11 protein-coding genes and 1 pseudogene are annotated in these 17020 nt (G+C 61.1%); 4 read left to right on the top strand and 8 right to left on the bottom strand.

Annotation, left to right across the window (positions count from 1 at the left end):
• Positions 1 to 206: 206 nt before the first annotated feature.
• The 3 genes and pseudogenes from AC3IQ7_RS12725 to AC3IQ7_RS12715 all read right to left on the bottom strand — a co-directional run bounded on the left by AC3IQ7_RS12725 (position 207) and on the right by AC3IQ7_RS12715 (position 2730).
• Positions 207 to 1233, bottom strand: a pseudogene (locus AC3IQ7_RS12725) (IS110 family RNA-guided transposase).
• Between the two features lie 121 nt (positions 1234 to 1354).
• Positions 1355 to 1759, bottom strand: coding sequence for a GlcG/HbpS family heme-binding protein (locus AC3IQ7_RS12720; RefSeq protein WP_034757420.1), 405 nt, complete (start codon positions 1757 to 1759; stop codon positions 1355 to 1357).
• Positions 1760 to 1818: 59 nt separating this feature from the next.
• Positions 1819 to 2730: a patatin-like phospholipase family protein gene (locus tag AC3IQ7_RS12715; RefSeq protein WP_099379580.1), complete on the bottom strand. Its 912-nt coding sequence runs from the start codon at positions 2728 to 2730 to the stop codon at positions 1819 to 1821.
• Between the two features lie 186 nt (positions 2731 to 2916).
• Between AC3IQ7_RS12715 and AC3IQ7_RS12710 the strand changes: the two genes are divergently transcribed.
• Positions 2917 to 3366 carry a hypothetical protein gene (locus AC3IQ7_RS12710; RefSeq protein ID WP_489209917.1) on the top strand — a complete coding sequence of 150 codons (450 nt, stop codon included), beginning with the start codon at positions 2917 to 2919 and terminating at the stop codon, positions 3364 to 3366.
• A gap of 90 nt (positions 3367 to 3456) precedes the next feature.
• The gene (locus AC3IQ7_RS12705) at positions 3457 to 3726 is read left to right on the top strand and encodes a barstar family protein (protein ID WP_489209915.1); all 270 of its coding nucleotides are present in this window, start codon (positions 3457 to 3459) and stop codon (positions 3724 to 3726) included.
• 14 nt (positions 3727 to 3740) lie between these two features.
• On the opposite strand, the gene AC3IQ7_RS12700 is transcribed toward AC3IQ7_RS12705, so the two are convergent.
• The 5 genes from AC3IQ7_RS12700 to tssF all read right to left on the bottom strand — a co-directional run bounded on the left by AC3IQ7_RS12700 (position 3741) and on the right by tssF (position 13014).
• Entirely contained in the window at positions 3741 to 5093 is a 1353-nt protein-coding gene (locus AC3IQ7_RS12700; protein WP_489209913.1) for a hypothetical protein, read from the bottom strand.
• 49 nt (positions 5094 to 5142) lie between these two features.
• The gene (locus AC3IQ7_RS12695) at positions 5143 to 7359 is read right to left on the bottom strand and encodes a T6SS effector phospholipase Tle3 domain-containing protein (protein WP_489209911.1); all 2217 of its coding nucleotides are present in this window, start codon (positions 7357 to 7359) and stop codon (positions 5143 to 5145) included.
• Positions 7360 to 7401: 42 nt separating this feature from the next.
• Positions 7402 to 10137, bottom strand: a complete 2736-nt coding sequence (locus AC3IQ7_RS12690; protein WP_489209909.1) for a type VI secretion system Vgr family protein — start codon at positions 10135 to 10137, stop codon at positions 7402 to 7404.
• 79 nt (positions 10138 to 10216) lie between these two features.
• Positions 10217 to 11248, bottom strand: a complete 1032-nt coding sequence (tssG, locus tag AC3IQ7_RS12685) for a type VI secretion system baseplate subunit TssG (protein ID WP_489209907.1) — start codon at positions 11246 to 11248, stop codon at positions 10217 to 10219.
• A complete protein-coding gene (gene tssF, locus AC3IQ7_RS12680) occupies positions 11212 to 13014 on the bottom strand; it encodes a type VI secretion system baseplate subunit TssF (RefSeq protein ID WP_489209906.1) in 1803 nt (600 codons plus the stop codon). The genes tssG and tssF overlap by 37 nt, the downstream gene beginning before the upstream one ends.
• A gap of 523 nt (positions 13015 to 13537) precedes the next feature.
• On the opposite strand from tssF, the gene leuA reads away from it, so the two are divergent.
• Positions 13538 to 15244, top strand: a complete 1707-nt coding sequence (gene leuA, locus AC3IQ7_RS12675) for a 2-isopropylmalate synthase (protein WP_322428836.1) — start codon at positions 13538 to 13540, stop codon at positions 15242 to 15244.
• A 167-nt stretch (positions 15245 to 15411) separates the two neighbouring features.
• Complete coding sequence (locus tag AC3IQ7_RS12670; RefSeq protein ID WP_489209903.1) at positions 15412 to 17013, top strand: methyl-accepting chemotaxis protein; 1602 nt, start codon at positions 15412 to 15414, stop codon at positions 17011 to 17013.
• The last annotated feature ends 7 nt before the right edge of the window (positions 17014 to 17020 follow it).

Raw genomic sequence — 17020 nt, 5'->3', positions numbered from 1 at the left:
CTTAAATCTATCCGGCGTCTGGTTGGAGATGGATCTCCGCGCCACGATGAGAGTCGCGCCTGTCGGTCCTTAAAAGCCGCTCGGCCTTTGACAGCCGATTTTTTAGCCAGGTTATCCGTCAGGCCGGTGTGCCGTTCACGTCATCCAATGTCAGCAGTCGCAAAACCAGGTAGGTGTGCTGTAAAGCAGTGAGTCTTGGGAGGCCCTCATGTTGTCATGGGCGCCTCTTTTATTTCAAATTCGGTATGGTGGGCCGCGATGGCCCATGCCGTGCGCGCCAGTTTGTTGGCCAATGCGCAGGCCACCACATTCGAGTGGCGTCGCGTGAGCATGGCGTGCACCCACTGCGCCAGGCGCCCACGTTGACGCTCCAGCCTCTGCATGTAAGCCCGCGCGCACTGCACCAGCAAGCGCCGCAGATTCTTGTCGCCGCGCTTGCTGATGCCCAGCAACTTGTTTTTACCGCCGGTACTGTACTGGCGTGGCACAAGCCCAACGGCGGCGGCGAAGTCACGCCCGCAGCGGTAGTGTTTGCCGTCACCCACTTCGGCGGCCAGCACGCTGGCCGTGATCGGACCGATGCCGGGCACTGTCATGAGTCGCCGGCCTAAATCGTCCTCGGTCACTTGCCGGGTCAGGTCCTTCTCAATATCGGCAATCTGCTTGTCGAGATACTTGAAATGGGCATGCAATCGCTCCAGCAGCAGCATCAACCGTGCTGGCAGGCCGCTGTTCTGCCAGCACGGAAGGCAATTTGTTGATCGCAGCGTGGCCAACCGGCAAGCTGATGCCAAACTCCAGCAGAAAGCCGTGGATTTGGTTGCTCGCCCTGACACGCTCGCGTACCAGCGATTCGCGCACGCGGTGCAGCGCCGAAAGCGTCTGTTGAGCCTCGTTCTTGGGCGTGACAAAACGCATGGCGGGACGGCTGGCCGCCTCGCAAATGGCTTCGGCATCGATGAAGTCGCTCTTATTGCTCTTGACGAAGGGGCGCACGAACTGCGGCGAGATCAGCTTGGCTTCATGGCCAAAGCCGGCCAGTTGCCGGGCGATGAAGTGCGCTCCGGCACAGGCCTCCATGATGATGGTGCAGGGATGGAAAGTGGCGAGAAACGCGATCAGTTGTGGGCGGCTGAACTTCTTGCGCAGCAGTGTTTTACCTTGGCGATCCTGTCCGTGGACATGAAAGCTGTGTTTGCCGAGATCGATGCCGATGAGCGTAACGTTTTCCATGATGGCCTCCTTCAGAAATGAAAACACCCTATAAGTTTAGTAACTTATAGGGTGGAGGGTGACCATCTCATTAGCCGCCCGGCTTGCGCGGAGCGGCTTGCAAAGCAATACCGGTTACTACTTACACTAGCGCCGCAATGCCCGCTTTCGCGATTTGTGCATCTTCCGCAGACTTGACGCCCGAGACGCCGACGGCGCCCACGTAGTGACCATCAAACACGATGGGCACGCCGCCTTCGAGCAAGCCGTCGATTTCCGGCGCGCTCAGGAAGGACACGCGGCCGCCATTGATCATCTCTTCATAGATGCGCGATTCGCGGCGGCCCAGCGCGGCCGTCTTGGCTTTCGATGGGGCGATGTGCGACGAGATCGGCGCCACGCCATCCATGCGCTGCAGCCACAGCAGGTGGCCGCCGTCGTCGACGATGGCGATCGTGACCGCCCAGTTATTCTTGACCGCTTCCGCTTCGGCGGCGGCAGCGATTTTCTTTACGTCGTCCAGGGTCAAAATCGGTTTCGATTGCATGGTGCATCCTTGTTATGTTGAAACAAAATTGTATACGAAATGCGCGGCGGCGCTATCCATCACTGCTCGCGTTTGGCTTTCAGCTTTTGCTTGAGCTGCGCCATCACGGCAAAGGTCGCCTGCTCGCCCGCCAGGATGGCCTGGTTGCGGCTGTTGAAATCGTTGCCCTTCATGGTGCCCAGGCTGGGCTGGATCACCACGTCCGCATCTTTCAGCTCGAACTGGTTGATGCGCTGGCCCATGATGGCAAACGTCTGCATCAGCACTTCCATCGAGCTGATGGCCTTTTGCGTATCCGTTTGCGACGAAATATTCACGGCGATGATGAAATCGGCGCCCATGTCGCGTGCAAAGCGCACGGGCACGGGAGCGACCAGGCCGCCATCGACATAGGTGTGACCGGCGATCGTCACGGGCTGGAACACGCCGGGCACGGCCGACGAGGCGCGCACGGCCATGCCGGTGTTGCCGCGCTGGAACAGGATCGGCTGGCCATTTTTCAAATCGGTCGCCACCACGCCAAACGGAATCTTCAGCTTTTCCAGCGGCACGCCGCCGACAGCCTTGTTGACATAGCTTTGCAGCGCTTCGCCTTTCAGCACGCCGGACGACTTGCCGAACAGGGGCAAGGCCCAGTCGGAAATAGCCGCCTCGTCCATGTCGAACGCCATCTTTTGCAGGGCGAAGCCGGAGTTGCCCGCCGCATACATGGCGCCCACCACGCTGCCGGCGCTGGTGCCCGTGACGATGTCAGCCTGGATGCCCTGCGATTCGAGCGCCTTGATCACGCCGATATGCGCGAAACCGCGCGCCGCGCCGCCGCCCAGCGCCAGGCCGATCTTGATCTTGCGCGGCGTGACGACGGTGGGTTCCGGCGGCGTCAATACTTGTATCGGTTTCGGGGCGGTGGTATCGCAGCCGGCCAGCGCAAAGGCGGCCAGGGCAAGCAGGGTCAGGCGTTTAGGGAACATGGTGGAGAGGGAAAACCGCGCGCGGCAGTGACAATAAAGGAGAGCCGATTGTAGCGCAAGCGGAGCCGCCCGCACTGAAGGCCATCTTAAATGTTTAAAAATGACAATATTTCGAACCGTGCGCGCCACGCCGGCTGCTAGACTGGCCCCTGGCTTCCCACCTCCCCCACTTCCATTGAGCGGCTTATGAAAACAGACCTGTTCCACCTCATCGCGCACCCATGCTTGGTCGTTGCAGCCCTGCTGGGTGCGGCCTGCGCCAACGCCGCCCCCGTCGCGGCGACGGAGCGGCCGGATAGCATCGCGGCGAGAATGGAGGGCTTTACTTGTACGGGGAACATACAAATTCCCAATGATACGCAGGAGCACACGATTGAGCTCAGCTTCGACGCCCCCGACCAGCATGGCGCGCAAGGCACCCACCTGGTTGACGGGCGCGGCAAAGCGGGTAACTTTTACGGCTGCCGGCAAAGCGGCGACAGCCTGTCTTGCACATATGACGCAGGGCCGGCCAGCGGCCCGCTGACCATGCACTTTACCGGCAACTTGACGCAGGTAAAGGGCGAGTTCAATTCCCCTTTCGAAAATAGCGCCACCATGCAATTTTCCGCACGCTGCCAAAAATCGGCGCCGTAGCAGCGTCCAGTTTGCCGAAACGGTCGTGGGCGGCGTGCGCGAAAACCTGCAGAACTTGCTCAAGGAAATAGCATTAATCGACAATCCCTCGTGACAATCGACTTGAGCGATATCAACACGCCGCGCCAGTTGCATGCGGCGCTGGCCGCCGCGCTGGGCTTTCCTTCCTTCTACGGCATGAACTGGGATGCCTTCCACGATGCCATCACGGGCCTGGTGGACATGCCGCAACAGCTGGAGCTGAGCGGCTGGCCAGCCTTCGCCGCGCGCCTGCCCGGCGAAGCGGCCATCCTGCAGCGCATTCTGGCGCGCATGGCGCAGGACATGCCGGACGAGGCGGCGCAGGTGCGCCATGCCTGAGCCTGCGACATTTTCTATTTCGAATACCCCTGCTCATTGAACTGTCCCGCATCCAGCGTCGCCCAGGCATGGCGGATGCCCCACCACATCAGATAGGCATTACCGCCGCCGCGCGCGCGGAACCACGGTTTCACGGGGTCGATGGGCCGCACCTTGGCAGGCGGCAGTATCAATACACCGGTCGTCTGGCCGGCGTCGCCGGTGCCCGCCACCAGCACGTTCTGGCCAAAGTGATTCGCCTGCGCGATGCCCAGCGCCACATTCGTCAGGGCCGTGGCGGCGCCCATTTCTCCCAGCAAGGCTGGCGTATTGAAGGTCTGCCGGAGGAAATCGAAGGCCGGCAATTCCATCGTCAAGGTTTGCGCCAGGTGAGCGATGCGATCCGATGACGCCGGATGCGTGTTGTGCGCGTCGTGGATCACATAGCCGATCTGCGTGTCCAGCTTGCGCCCGTTGCTGGCCGCTTGCGCCAGTGTCGCCTGCCACGCCTGCACCGTCGGCGGCGGCAAGCCCTTTTCCGCCGCAAAAGCGCTGACCTGCCGCGTGGCCGGATAGCCTATCCACGCCAGCGCATCGCGCTCCGTTTTGTAATGGGGGCCGGCCAGCACCAGCAAAACCATGTTTTCATTGATCTGCTCATCTTTCGGAAAACTGGGCGCATCCCAGCTCATCACCCACACCGTTTCCTTCGGATGCGCCTGCAGGTAATCGAGGGCGGCGGCCAGGGAAATGAATCCGGCATTCGCGCCACCGGCCGTCACGCGCACATCGGGCGGGGTGGATTTGGTCCAGGAGTTGGGGAAACTTGGATTCCCGATTGAAAACGTATCGATGATTTCCTCGCGCAGGACCTCGCCTGCCTGGGCAGAATCAAACCGTTCTGCAGGCACCGCGTATTCGACATGGATACCCGCCAGTTCATTCCAGCCTTTTTTGTGTTTGAAGTCGTGGGCGTTATAAAAATAAGTGGGATTGGAAAAATAGACCCCATGAAACCTCAAGATCATATTTGAAACATAAGAATAGTGAAAACTACTGAAATCGCTTTTACTTTTCTCCACTTGTGAAATATCTGAAACAAACCTGATTTTTGAAAAAATCTCTGGATATAGTTCAAACATATCATCTTTCTTATTTGGACGGACTCTCCCCAATGTCCACAAAAGCTGCCATTCTGTCGAATAATCCTGACGTTGCAAAGGATTTAACCATTGCACACCGACAACTTGCGCAATAAATTTCTCATCAACATTCGGTGCTCCTAATTTAGTGTTATCGGTAGGGAATTCGTGGGCAACTGTGTTGACGGACACTCCCATTGTCGCCATGATCGAAGCGATTGTAGATAATAGGTATTTTTTCACCATGACGGATCTTTCATAATTTAAAAGTAATACCCCATAGAAATATTTATACTTATTTGTTTTCTCGGCAATTTTTTATTTTTCCCGGAATGGATCCCTCTGTAGAAAATTTACTCCAGTCAATAACTGTTTTTCCCTCCAAATCTCCTTTTGCGAAATATCTATGAAATATTTTCATATCTTTATTATCTAACCGCCCTTCAAGAAACCGCCAATCCGCCATCGTCCGCAACTCCCGCAAATCCGTTTCCAGCAAATGACAACAGCCCACGGCAACGTCATACGCCAGGGCCTTTCTGGAGTGTTCGCTGTTGGTCAGGATGGTGGAATGATCGGTGGCATAAGTACCGACGTTACCGGCCAGGCCAGCCTGGATTTTCCGCTGGCGCCATGCCGTGTATTGCGCGCTTGCCGTCTCGGGATGGTCTTCTTCCGTGACTTGTTTGCCTTTCTCGACCTTGCCTTCGCGCTTGGCCATCATGCGCAGGGACGCGTGGTATTCGTATTGCAGGGCAGCTTCGCTCCCCTCGTTGCCGCGCGCGGCATCGGTGCGCTGTTGTTCGCCATGCAGGCCGCCGCGCGGTATCTGCAGCTCACGCTCGCCGTGCAAGGGGTCGCCCTCCGGGTGGGCCACATCCTTGTTGCGATCCCAGCCGTGCGGATGCAGGCCCATGTCGAAACTGGGGCAGATAGCGCCAAACAACTTCGCCTGCGGGAAGAAGGTCTCTGGCAGGTCGGGCGCTTCCAGCGGGATTTTCCAGTACTTGTCGGGCGAGGCATTGATACGCTTGCGCATCACGGTGGTGGCCACGATCGCGATGGGCGCAAACGCCACGGTGAGTATCCGGAACAGCCAGTTATCTTGCGCTTCCACACCCTTTTCCACGCTATAGGTGGAGATCATGGAAGGCGGGTTCCAGAAATGGTCGCTGCCAAAGTCAATGGCAGGACGATGGTCGCCCCAGTAGTCGTACGCGCCTTTTACACCGACGGGAAAACCCTCGGCAAACACGCGCTGGGTCAATATTCCCTCCCCGCCCGCTCTGGCGATTTCACCCGGATCGAGCTTGCCCTGGCGGTCTTTCTTCGGCAGGCCATTCTTGTCCAGCACAGGGCCGGCCAGGCCGCGCCAGCCGATGCCTTGCACCGTCAATGATGAGATCACCTGGTCGTGCGGATTGCAATACAGGGTCACGCGTCCCACGGTGGCGCCCCGCACGCCATAACTGTCAATATCGTGCTGCGCCTTGAACGGGTGGTTCGCACTGCTCATGGCCTGGTCGATTTTCCCGGCTGGCCATTGTGCGGCGCGCCGCTCGCCGATGAGGGCAAAGAAGGCCGCCAGCGTGTCGATGCGCGCCGCGGCCGTCTGGCGGCCAGTGCTGCCGTCCGCCGCCGTCAGATTCGACGACGTCCAGTTCTCCGCCATGTTGTCTTCCACCACGCTGTACGGCGGATTGCACAGAACATAATTATCGGCAATGCAAGGCCACAGCCGCCCTTGGGAGTCCGACACCTTGGGCAGGCGTTCGCCCAGGAAGGCCGCCGCCATGCTGACCATATTCCCCTGGCTATGGCATACGATGGTGATCGGCACGTCGGCCTGCTTTTGCCGGATGGCCTCGATCAACCGGGCCAGGCGGTAGGCGGCCAGCACGAAATACGGCCGTGGCGGGCAGGCATACACCTGCCTGTCATTGGTCGGGTTCATGTGCTGGATCTGCATCCACAGAAACAGCTGGTCCGACAAGCCTTCGCCCCACAGGTCCGGCAGCGACGTGCAGCCATTGGCGAAGGGTCCGCCGCCCCAGTAATTCTGTTCGTTCAGGAATATGCCATCGCCATACGCCTGCAACTCGATATCATTGGCTGCGTAACCCCAGCGAAAGCGGATCACGGGCGAATAGCCATCGCCTTCCATGAAGGTTCTGGGTTTCATCAGGGGATTGATGAAACCGTCGCGCGTCAGTTGCTGCAGATAGCGGGCCGGCGTCATGGCGATGCCCTCCTGGCCGCCGCGCCCGGCATCGTGTACGCGCCGGTGCAGGCGTGCATTCAATCCCGCGCACAGACCGGTTTCAGCCTCGTCATACCACTCGCCATCGGAGTTGACGCCATGCACGAAGATCATGATGCCCGGCAAAGGCAGGCGCGTGGTAATCGGCAGCGTGTCATGGTCGAAGCGCAGCAGGCCGTCTTTTTCGCCTATCTGCAAGTATTTGCTTTCATCGAAGGGCAAGGAACCCGCCTTGGGCTTGTGTACACTCATGCTTGACTCCCATTCATGACGCAGAACGTGCAATATCGTTGCTCAGTCGCGCGGCCTGAAAATACGCACCTTGAGTTTTTCCAGGCTGTCGCCCACGATGGCCGCGCCCTTGCCTTCGCTGTCGGCATCGACCACTTGCTGCGCGCCATCCTCGCGCTCGACGACGATCTTGACGCCACTGACGGGACTGCCATCGAGGCCGGAAAGCACCTGCGGCATGCGGCCCAGGTCGCCCTCGTCAAAGCTCGGCAGTTCAGCCTTGTTGCTGGCCGGTCCATTCCAGTGATGGCCGTCGGTCTTGATGGTCAGCGCACCCGGACCACCGAGTTCCACGCTGCCGCCCGCCAGTTTCAGATAGGCGCCGCCGGCTGTCATGAAGGTGATTTCATCCTGCGCCATGCCGATCAGGCGGGTATTTGCCGTCAATTTCAGGGCCTTGGCGGCGTTGAGCTGCATCTCGTCAAACTGGCTCTGCATGAGAAATTTGCCATGGTGCGCGATCTGGGCGATACCGCCCTTGTGGGCAAACACGGATACGCCATCGCCGGCCTGTACGCTGCAGCGCTGGCCCGCGATCACGTGCACATGCTGCTGCGCCACCGTGTCGACATTCACGCCGGCGTAGCTGACGATGGTCTTCGGGCTGCTCAGCGCCAGCCCCGCAGGCGCCGTCAGGCTGGCAGTGGGCGCCTCGGCACCAGCGACCGCCTCCTTCAAGGCGGCGGCGGGCGCCACGTCGACCGGCAGCGCCTGATGCGCGCCAGCGTACTCGCCCAACGATTTGAACAGGTTCAAACATTCCTGCATCAGGGCCACATGCTCCTCGGCCGATAACTGGCCGCCTGTGGCGTCAAGCCGCCGCCAGGCCGACAGCAGCAGTGCCTTGCCGCTGCGCACGGCGCCGCCATGATCGCTGCGCAACTCGAAACCATCGCCGCGCTGCCGGCCCGCACCGCCGGCACGCGGCTCGACGAGAAAGCCAAGGTTAAGCTCGGTGGTGGCGTGATCGCTGGCCAGCTGGGCACTGATCTGCCGGGGCGTATCGTCAAAACGCAGCTGATTGCCACCCTGGCCACGCACTTCGCGGCTGCGCATGCCCGCCAGGTAGCGGTTGCCCGGCAGCGCACAGCGCTTGCTGAGCGCCGGTGGCGGCGCCACGGCGTTGAACAATTGCCCCAGCACAATGGGCCGGTCAGGGTCGCCCGCCAAAAAACCGATCAGCACTTCCGACCCGACTCTCGGCAAGGCCAAGGTGCCGCACTGGTGCGCGCTGCCCTGTCCATCGCCAGCCCAGTTGCTGACGACGCGCAGCCAGGCCGTGTCGCGCTCCGTGTCCGAGGCGCCGGAACCTTGCGCATGCGCATGATCGGCGGCGCGCGTGGCGGGAAAGCGCACCTTGATGCGCCCTTGCTCGTCGCAATGCACTTCTTCACCGCTGGGTCCGACGACGATGGCGCTTTGCAGTTGCGGCTGGGGCACATCGCGCTGCGGATCGAATGCGGGGACCAGGACCACGCTGGTGCGCACGCAACTGAAGCGCATGCGATAACGCGGTGTTTGCGGCCCGAATGTTTCTTGCCCCGGCCAAGCGCTGGCGGCGAACAGGCGCGCAATGCGCGCATCCAGGGCTTGCGGCAGATTGTTGCTGGCATGCACCTCCAATGCCGTGACAAGGAAACGCCGGCCATCCGGCCGATGCTGGTCGATCTCGGCATGACCTTCCAGGCTGAACTGCTGGCCCGCGCACATCGAGCGCACCACGCCCTCGCCATGAAAACACTTGGTTTCGACGTCGTGGCGCGCCATCGCCAGCAAGCCCAGTTGTCGAAAATCCTCAACGTCATTGCCCATGTGCGGCGTCGCCACAAGATAGTCGTCGAGGCTGGCGGCAAAACTATTGCCGCTGGCCCCCTGATCCGCCATCCCGCCAGCTTCCACCTGCATGAACTGGCGATTGCGCGGCGCCGCATAATCCCAGCTGTGGTAGCCGGCTCTACCGGCTTGCAAGGTGCGCACGGCGCCCCAGGCCGTGATGGTATCGCTCTCTTCGGTGGCGTCCGCGCGGTGGTAGCGGATCACTGGCGCCACATTCTCCGGCAGGCGGCTGGCATCATCGAACAGCAACAGGACGTGCGAGGGCACGGCGTCGGACGCCCCGTTCTGCGCGGCGCCAGGCTGGATGACCCAGGAAATGCCGCGCCGCCGCAGCAGGCGCCGGATGAATGCGGCATCGGATTCATTGTGCTGCATGGTCAATTCACGGGCCGGAAAAGGACGGTCGGCCAGGGCCTGATCGATTTTGCAAGCGAACGTGGCGCCGATGATGGTGTTGCCTAGCCGCCATTCGGCAATCAGCAATTCGACGATCTCCAGCTCCGTCTTGCCTCGAAAAACCCGTGTAGTGCGGCGTTTTTCCATCAAGGTCAGCGTATCGTGCAGCACCAGCTGGTAGGTGGCGAGGCCGCCATCGCTCAGCCCGGCGGAAGCCTGCGCGACGATGCCGCACACGCTGCGCAATTGCCCCATATCGGTGACAATCTGCAACTCCGCCGGGACGCCGATGAACTGCTTGAGCGGCAAATTCGCGTCAAGCGAGACGCAACGTATGCTGTACTCGAGGCTGGCGCAAATGGCTTCGCGGCCATCTACCTGCTGCGGCAACAGGACATCGTCGTTGACGCCGTCCGCATACGCCAGCCGCAGGCGCAACGGCCGGTTACCGGAGTTCAACTCCTTCGCCGCCTGCATGAATTGCATGAATTCGTCCGCGCTATCCATTCACTCTCCCTGAATGCCGATACACATCGCCCCAAGCTCATCAGTATTCATACATTTACCAACGGCCAATTGCGGCGCATCAAGCGGCACCGGGAAATCGGACGCCATAGTGCATTGCGTCGCAGTCGCTGCCTGCCGCTCCCGCCAGCAAACGTGCTGCCTGCCCCAGGCGGGCTGCGCCCTGCTCCATCCTGGCCGTCAGGCTGCTGCCGTGCACATCGGCTGCGCGCAGGATCAGGCGGATTTCGTACTGCACGCAAGGCAGGCCAAACAGGCTCAACATGCTTTTCAACGCCAGTGCAGCTGAGTTTCCAGGAAGAAAATCGTCGAACTGTGCCCGCGTCAAAGGGCCCAGGTCCAGGCGCACGCGCAAATCCCGGCGCCGGCAGCGCGCACCGAGCATGGCGCCCTGCCCCAGGCTCACATTGCTAAGGTTGAGCAGGGAATACTCATCGCTTGGACGCAAGTGCCAGGCGCTGATGAAGGACTCGATGCGCAAGGACACGCCGAAATAGTCGCCCAGCACCCCGGCCATCAATTCGGCGCTGACGGGCCGCTGCCGCAGTGCCGCCGCATAGTAAGCGAGCGCTTCCGGCGGCAATGCGCCGGTGCCAGCCAAGTGCGACGGCCAGGCGCCAGCCAGCGCCAGTTGCAGTGACAGGAACCCGGGGCGGCCGCTTGCGTCGACCTGGCACTCGATCCGGCTGCCGGCCCAGGCCTGATACAGCAGCACGGGAGCGCGTTGCGACAGGGCGTCGAGAAATGCGCGCGCGCCCGCATTGCCCGTCGCCCGCTCCTGGCGCACCAGCCGCTCCGTATAGTGCAGGGGCAAGGTGCCGTTCACACCCAGCAAACCCGTGAAACTGGGGCGCAGGTGCAGGCGGCCATGCTCGCTGTCATGCCACACCGCCTCGATCTCGCAGGCAGGAAACACCAGGGCAACGCTATGATGGAAACGCACGCCATCGTGCAATGCGGAATCGGTGCACGCCCCCTGCCGGCATAGCCAGCGTTCGAGCAAGCGCACCGTCTGGAAGAAGCCGAAACGGTACGGCGCCTGGGACAACAGCGCGATTACGCCAGTACTTGCTGGCCATTGCGGGGCAGGCATCGCAGCAACTCCTTCCCACTTTTGTGCGACATCAGAAGCAAGCGGCAATAGCTGTTCACATGCACATACATGCCCAGCACATGGTCGATCACTTGCGCAAAGACATGCAGGCCGCTGCCGACATACGCTTCTTCCTCCACGGTCAGCAAGACGTCGATGCCAAATACCAGCACACCGCCACTGGCGTCGGGCATCCAGGTACTGCTGGCGCGGTGCGTCATGGCCTTGATACCTTGAATTTGCCGTTGCGACATCAAGGAAGCGGGCAAATCATGCAGCGCCAGCATTTCCTGAAACAAGGCCACACCATCGTCCAGCAAAGATTGATGATTCAAGGACAGCAATGCCAGCAAGCGGGCCTGCGCGGCCAAGTCGGCCTTGAAGCGATACGCCGGACTCGGCTGACGCAACAGGCGCACCGGTAACGCGCCAGCCGCCCCCTCGTGCCGCAAGTCGCCACCGGGCGCGCCGAATGGCAATGCGCTCGGCAAATCGCGATTGCTGCAGGTCAGGTCGACCGATACCGTCGCCATGCCGGCATGCGTATCGTCCTCGTCGCTGTCGACAAACGCCAGGCTGCTTTCGTAACCGGGATGGCTGAGCGCCCGCGCCTCATCGCGCCGCAACACCCAGTAGCGGCGCTTCGCTCCGCCAGGCTGCCCGTGGTGCATGGCATAAAACGGCTGGCATTGCGTGACCGTACTGGCATGCTCGCCCTGCCGCACCAGGCGCACGGCGTCGACACTATGGATGTCATACGCATGCGCGTATTTATGTTCGGCGAGCAGCGGATACTCGCTGTGCGTTTGCGTCAGCCTGATCGGCGCTGCTGCCTGCTGGAACAGGTTCATCACCGGCGTGCAGCCAAGCAGCAAATTTGTTGCCGATATGGAGCGCAGCAGACGTGCGGCAGCGCTGCTGGCAGCGATGTCCCGCAGGCCGAGGTGCAAGCTCCAACGCTCGCATCCAGGCGGCAACAGCGGTGTAATCAAGCCGAGGTCGATATCAAAAAACTGGAACTTTTCAGGGAAGGCAAAGTATTCGGTCAGCAAACAATAGGCACGATGCGTGCCTGGCTTGCGCGGCAACAGCGCTTCCTCCGGCAAAAAGCCGACGGCGCGCAGCGGCACTTGCGCCAGCGGCAACCGCACGCCGCCGGCCTCGATCCAGGCATGCGCGGCATGCAGGAACAGGGCATCGCGCAAGGTGGCGGTGAGCGATGGCGTGCCGTCGATGAAGACGCGCAAGGCAGGCAAGGTCAATTGCTCCAGCGTGCCGGTGGCTGACGTGGACACGATATCGATGGCGAGCGCGGTCGATATGTCGGGGGGCAGATGGATCGCCGCCGTCGCATCAATCATGGGAAGGAAACGCGCGCCAGCAAGGCTGAGCGGCGCCAGCACCACGTCATAGGCGGTGCGAAACTTGCAGACGACGCCCTGATACTGCGGTGCATGCATCAAGGTTCCACGCGGCAAGATATCGATGCCGTCGCGCGCCTGGCCCGGTGCGCCACCGGCGTCCACATGGGCAATCGAACACGCGGGAAACGGCCGCAGGTAGTGCGGAAAATTTACTTCCAGCATGGACTCGCTGAAAACATGGCGTGCATCATCGATCTTCTTGGCCGTGCGGGCATTACACAGGGCATACGCTTCGATCAGGCGTTCAATGTGCGGGTCCTGGCAGTTGCTGCCCACGATACCCAGTGCGGCAGCGACGCCAGGATAGCGAGCGGCAAATTCCTGCTGATGCGTACGCAACATGCCCAATTCCAGCTCATAATATTTCAGCAAAGATTCCATGCCGGCGACTCCCAAGCAGGACGGGCGACACACGTCGCCAGACGGAAACTGCATTATTCAACAATGATAGAAAAGTAAGTTGCGCGGGAACAATAAGTCGACCTGCGGCGTGGCAGCAGCGGCGTTTCCTGCTGAAATATGCTTGACAGTCCGGCCCAACTTCCCTTACATTGAGTGCATGTCCTCCTTTAAACATTCCTCCCCTTCCCTGCTGTCGCTATCGCGACTACTACTAGCACGCGCATAAGTTTGCCGCATTGCTTCGCCTGGCCACACGCCGGCGTGTTTCAAAAACCCTGGAAGGTTTGATGATGTTTGCACCATCCCCATTCGTACACATAATCCCCACTGCGACCGCCCCCGCTGGCATCGCTGCTGCACTGCTATCGCTACCGATCGCTTGCCTGGCCTAGTGTTGCGTGGCCGCCCGGCAAGCTTGCGCCACAACCATTGATTTCCCCCCTATCTTCAGGAGTACCCGATCATGATGTTGCAGAACCCAGCTTCCAAATACCGCGCCTTTCCTCCAGTTAAATTGACCGACCGTCAATGGCCGAACCAGATCATCAGCAAACCGCCGATCTGGATGAGCACCGACTTGCGCGACGGCAACCAGTCGCTGATCGAGCCGATGAGCGCGGAAAAGAAGCTGCGGTTCTTCGAGATGCTGATCGCCATCGGCCTGAAGGAAATCGAAGTGGGTTTCCCATCGGCATCGCAGACGGATTTCGATTTCGTCCGCAAGCTCGTCGATGAAGGCCGCATCCCGGACGACGTCACCATCATCGTGCTGACGCAGTCGCGTGAAGAGCTGATCCGCCGCACGGTGGAATCGGTCGTCGGCGCCAAGCGCGCCATCGTCCACCTGTACAACTCCGTGGCGCCCGTGTTCCGCAAGGTCGTGTTCGGCATGTCGCGCGAAGAAATCACGAACATCGCCACCACCGGCACCACCCTGGTAAAACAGCTGGTGGCCCAGCATCCGCAAACGGAATGGGGCTTTGAATACACGCCGGAATCGTTCTCCACGACGGAACTCGATTTCTCCAAGCATATCTGCGATGCCGTCAGCGCCATCTGGAAGCCGACGCCCGCCAACAAGATGATCATCAACCTGCCGTCGACCGTGGAATGCAGCACGCCCAACGTGTATGCGGACCAGATCGAATGGATGTCGCGCAAACTGGCGCGCCGCGATTCCATCATCATCAGCGTGCACCCGCATAACGACCGCGGCACGGCCGTCGCGTCGGCCGAGCTGGCCGTGATGGCGGGCGCCGACCGCGTGGAAGGCTGTTTGTTCGGCAATGGCGAGCGCACCGGCAACGTCGACCTGGTGACGTTGGCGATGAACTTGTACACGCAGGGCGTGCATCCGGGCCTGGATTTCTCCGACATCGACAGCGTGCGCAAGTGCGTGGAAGAGTGCAACCAGTTGCCCGTCCACCCGCGCCATCCGTATGCGGGCGACCTGGTCTTCACGGCGTTCTCCGGCTCGCACCAGGATGCGATCAAGAAAGGTTTTGCCAAACAGCAACCGGACAGCATCTGGGAAGTGCCGTACCTGCCGATCGACCCGGCCGACCTGGGCCGCAGCTACGACGCCGTGATCCGCGTCAACAGCCAGTCCGGCAAGGGCGGCATGGCGTATTTGCTGGAACAGGAATACGGCCTGGTCTTGCCGCGCCGCCTGCAGATCGAATTCTCGCGCGCCGTGCAAGCCGTGGCCGACGCCACGGGCCGCGAAATCGCCGCGCAGGATATCCATGAAATATTCCAGAAGGAATACCTGGAGCAGACGGCCCCATACGCCTACGCCTCGCACCGCATGGTGGAAGACACGAGCAGCGACGAATCCGTGCAGATCGACATCAGCCTGTCGCACCGCCAGACGCCGCTGGCCCTGCAAGGCGGCGGCAACGGCCCCATCGACGCCTTCGTCAATGCGCTCGGTCTCGACATCAAGCTGATGGATTACCATGAACACTCGATCGGCTCCGGCGCCAATGCGCAAGCGGCTTGCTATGTGGAATTGCGCCTCGACAACGGCCCGACCCTGTTCGGCGCCGCCATCGACAGCAATATCGTCACCGCCTCGTTCAAGGCTGTCTTGTCGGCTGTGAACCGCCGCATCGGGCAGACGGACGCCGAAAAAACAACAGCTGCCGACGTGGCTGCCAGCGCCGCCTGAGTCTTTTCAGCACGCTCCATAGGGAGAAAAAGCGGTACGGCTTGATCGCCGTGCCGCTTTTTCATTTCTACTGGGCAATTAGTAGTGCAAATCATGTATCGCCAGCCGTATAATCGATTCATAACAAGACCACCGGAGACAGATCATTAGCTACCGAGGGAATCAGTATGAAATTGACGGACATGAAGATAGGCGTGCGCCTGGGCGCCGGTTTTGGCGTGGTGCTGCTGCTGATGGCAGTGCTGGTGGGCACGGGCCTGCTGCGCCTGGACAAGATCGGCGCGCTCAGCGAAGCCATCATCGAGAAAGACTGGGCCAAGGCCGACGCCATCGCCACCATCCGTAGCACCACGCGTTCGAACGCGGCACTGGTGCTGGAACTGTTCATCCATGAAGATCCGGCCCGCGCCAACGCCATCCACGGCGAAATCGATGCCAACAAGGCCACCATCACCGATGCGCTGGTCGTGCTCGACCGCCTGATCGTGCTGCCCGAAGGCAAGGAACTGCTGGCCACCCTGAAGCAGCAGCGCAAGGCCTATGTCGTGTCGTTCAGCGAGGCCGACAAGCTGCTGGTGGCGGGACAGCGCGCGGAAGCGGCCGTGCACGTGCGCGACGACACCCTGCCCGCCCTGAATCAGTTGCAAAAGACGGTGAACCACCTGAATGAAATCCAGCGCGGCGTGGTCGTGCATGGCGGCCAGCAAATCAAGCAGAATATTTCCGCAGCGAATGTGCTGATGGCCAGCCTGGGCACGGCCGCGCTGCTGCTGGGCGTGCTCTTTGCCTGGTGGGTCACACGCTCGATCACCACGCCGATCGCGTATGCCTTGCGCGTGGCGCAAGCCGTGGCCGGAGGCGACCTGAGCAGTAAAATCGTGGCTGACGGCAAGGATGAAGCGGGTCAGCTGCTGCAGGCGCTGCGCGACATGAATACCAACCTGGCCACGCTGGTGGGGCAAGTGCGCGGCGGCACAGGCACGATTGCCGTGGCGTCGAGCCAGATTGCCAGCGGCAATGCCGACCTGTCGGCCCGCACGGAAGCACAAGCCAGCGCGCTGGAAGAAACGGCCTCGTCGATGATCGAACTGACGGGCACCGTGCGCAGCAATAGCGACAATGCGCGCCAGGCCGACAGCCTGGCCCGCTCGGCGTCCATCATCGCGCAGCGCGGCGGCTCGGCCATGGCGGAAGTGATCGGCACCATGGATGCCATCAATGCATCGTCGCGCAAGATCGTCGACATCATCGCCGTCATCGATGGCATCGCCTTCCAGACGAATATCCTGGCCCTGAACGCGGCTGTCGAGGCGGCGCGTGCCGGCGAACAGGGACGGGGCTTTGCCGTCGTGGCTTCCGAAGTGCGCAACCTGGCGCAACGCTCGGCAGCGGCGGCCAAGGAAATCAAGGAACTGATCGCCGACTCCGTCAGCAGGGTCGACCAGGGCGCGCAACTGGTCAGCCAGGCGGGTGCCACGATGGATGAAGTGGTGGCCAGCGTGGGCCGGGTCAGCGCCATCGTCGGTGAAATCAGCGTTGCCAACCACGAGCAAAGCGAAGGCATCGAGCAGATCAACGCCGCCATCATGCAGATGGACCAGACGACGCAGCAAAACGCGGCCCTGGTCGAGGAAGCGGCCGCGGCGGCGGCAGCCATGCATGAACAGGCGGGCGACCTGGAAACCCTCGTCAGCCAGTTCAAGCTGGAACAGAGCGCCGGCGACAAGACGCCAAGCCGTCCTGCTCCCTCCGTCCCGCGCTTGCACTAAGTTGCTT

The organism is Janthinobacterium sp. GL_088, from assembly GCF_057837845.1.
The sequence above is the reverse complement of the archived record's forward strand: the minus strand, read 5'-3'. Positions and strand labels throughout refer to the sequence as shown.

Bases quoted from the DNA above. Each gene is read 5' to 3' on its own strand.
- AC3IQ7_RS12670 (WP_489209903.1), top strand. From the start codon at position 15,412: ATGAAATTGACGGACATGAAGATAGGCGTGCGCCTGGGCGCCGGTTTT.
- tssG (WP_489209907.1), bottom strand. From the start codon at position 11,248: ATGCCTGCCCCGCAATGGCCAGCAAGTACTGGCGTAATCGCGCTGTTG.
- leuA (WP_322428836.1), top strand. From the start codon at position 13,538: ATGATGTTGCAGAACCCAGCTTCCAAATACCGCGCCTTTCCTCCAGTT.
- AC3IQ7_RS12710 (WP_489209917.1), top strand. From the start codon at position 2,917: ATGAAAACAGACCTGTTCCACCTCATCGCGCACCCATGCTTGGTCGTT.
- AC3IQ7_RS12700 (WP_489209913.1), bottom strand. From the start codon at position 5,093: ATGGTGAAAAAATACCTATTATCTACAATCGCTTCGATCATGGCGACA.
- AC3IQ7_RS12695 (WP_489209911.1), bottom strand. From the start codon at position 7,359: ATGAGTGTACACAAGCCCAAGGCGGGTTCCTTGCCCTTCGATGAAAGC.
- AC3IQ7_RS12715 (WP_099379580.1), bottom strand. From the start codon at position 2,730: ATGTTCCCTAAACGCCTGACCCTGCTTGCCCTGGCCGCCTTTGCGCTG.
- AC3IQ7_RS12720 (WP_034757420.1), bottom strand. From the start codon at position 1,759: ATGCAATCGAAACCGATTTTGACCCTGGACGACGTAAAGAAAATCGCT.
- AC3IQ7_RS12690 (WP_489209909.1), bottom strand. From the start codon at position 10,137: ATGGATAGCGCGGACGAATTCATGCAATTCATGCAGGCGGCGAAGGAG.
- tssF (WP_489209906.1), bottom strand. From the start codon at position 13,014: ATGTTGCGTACGCATCAGCAGGAATTTGCCGCTCGCTATCCTGGCGTC.